The sequence below is a fragment of the Acinetobacter sp. YH16052 genome, assembly GCF_013417155.1.
Classification (GTDB): domain Bacteria; phylum Pseudomonadota; class Gammaproteobacteria; order Pseudomonadales; family Moraxellaceae; genus Acinetobacter.
On record NZ_VPEO01000141.1, the window covers coordinates 1 to 1,586 of the forward strand.

1 protein-coding gene and 1 pseudogene are annotated in these 1,586 nt (G+C 30.3%); one reads left to right on the forward strand and one right to left on the reverse strand.

What is annotated here, in order from left to right; all coding sequences use genetic code 11:
* Window positions 1-377: 377 nt before the first annotated feature.
* A pseudogene (locus FTV42_RS17800) lies at window positions 378-1,466 on the forward strand (site-specific integrase); the annotation flags it as partial.
* A 29-nt stretch (window positions 1,467-1,495) separates the two neighbouring features.
* Here the strand turns inward: FTV42_RS17800 and FTV42_RS16770 are convergent.
* Entirely contained in the window at window positions 1,496-1,573 is a 78-nt protein-coding gene (locus FTV42_RS16770) for a hypothetical protein (protein WP_373683241.1), read from the reverse strand.
* Between the last annotated feature and the right edge of the window lie 13 nt (window positions 1,574-1,586).

Genomic DNA, 1,586 nt, shown 5'->3' on the forward strand with positions numbered 1-1,586 from the left:
ACCGGGTAATTTGACGGGTGGAAAGATTCAGGATTTCAGCAGCACGGACCTGGGTAATACGATGATCTCTAACGTCTTGCAGAACTGCAAGACGTTGAATTTCTTTATCAGACATAGTGATCAGCATTTATATTTTATATCCAGTCCATGGTGATAAAAACCATCATAAACCAGACATTTTTATTGGTGAGAATATAGACACTTTAAATGGGTTCTAACAATAGTATTTCGTATAATGTATATTATGTTAAATGACTTATACCTGATAATAACTTCATATCTTCTTTTATTAAACGAAAATTCAATAACTTAAATAATTTCAATTTCATTTGTAAAATATGATATGTTGACCTCAAGAATACTTCATAAACTTTACTATGTTTGCTTTAAAAACAATTCATTTGGAAAAGAAAGTTTCAAACGAAAATCAAATTATTCTTTTGTTTGATCTGGATTCATCATGTCCATGTTTGTACCCTATGCTGTACACCATGAAATTTCTTAGATTTCAAAGTATCTCTACTCAGCATGCAGATTTAATCGCAATAAAATTTTGGTATGAATTTTGGTTTGAAAAGTTTTCGACATCTTTTTGTGAGTCGTTCTACTCGACATCCTATAACTTTGAGATCATCCAAAGTGAAATTGATAATTTTATTGTCTACTTAGAAAATAATAAAAAAATTGAAAGTAATCTTATCCGGCTAAGACATACAAACCATACCAATTACACAACAATTGGCCATAGAATTAGATCCTTTCTAAAGTTTTACAATTTTTTGATTGATGAATACTTAAGCATCCAATCACAGCCGCAACTCACGTTGAAGGAAATTCAAAAAATTAAAGAAAACTTAAATAAATATATGACAATAAAGAAAAAAATTATAAATAATTTTTCAAAAGCTAATAAAACAATTAAAAGTGAAATAAATTATAATTTTAATAGTATGAATCAGGAAATGATTAAAGGATTGTATTCAGTTATTTCACCGAGCAACTCTAATAGATGCAATGAATTAAATCCTTTTAGATCTAAAAGTGTGCAACTCAGGAATTTTCTGATCATACATCTCATGCTTAACTATGGTCTTAGAATTGGTGAACTTATGCTACTAACAACTAATTCCATTAAAAAATCAATTCAGAATCATAATTTTAGCTTAATTATTACAAATACAGATGATGAGTTCGATGAACGATCGAAAAAGCCAAAAATCAAAAATGAATATTCGTACCGAGTAATAAAACTACAGGAACGAGACTATAGAATTATTCAAATTTATATAAATGAGATCCGAAAAGAAATTCCTTCACAAATCTTATTTACATCTTTAAAACCTCCCTACTCTGCTTTAAGTTATGCCAGTGTTAAAAAAATATTTGATCAGGTAGATTTCTCATTAAAAGCATTGTTGCCTGAGTGTTTTGATACTTCAGCTTATGATTCAATAGAACGCTGGACTGCTCCCAGTATCCTAGACACGAGACGGCCTCATTTTGAAGCTGCCTCAAAGGCTTCTGGACTCATCCCATCGAGATGCGAATGACGCCTGATTCGATTGTAAAACATCTCGATATAATCA

Excerpts from the sequence above, each read along its gene's own strand:
- FTV42_RS16770 (WP_373683241.1), bottom strand. The coding sequence starts at position 1,573 with ATGTTTTACAATCGAATCAGGCGTCATTCGCATCTCGATGGGATGAGT.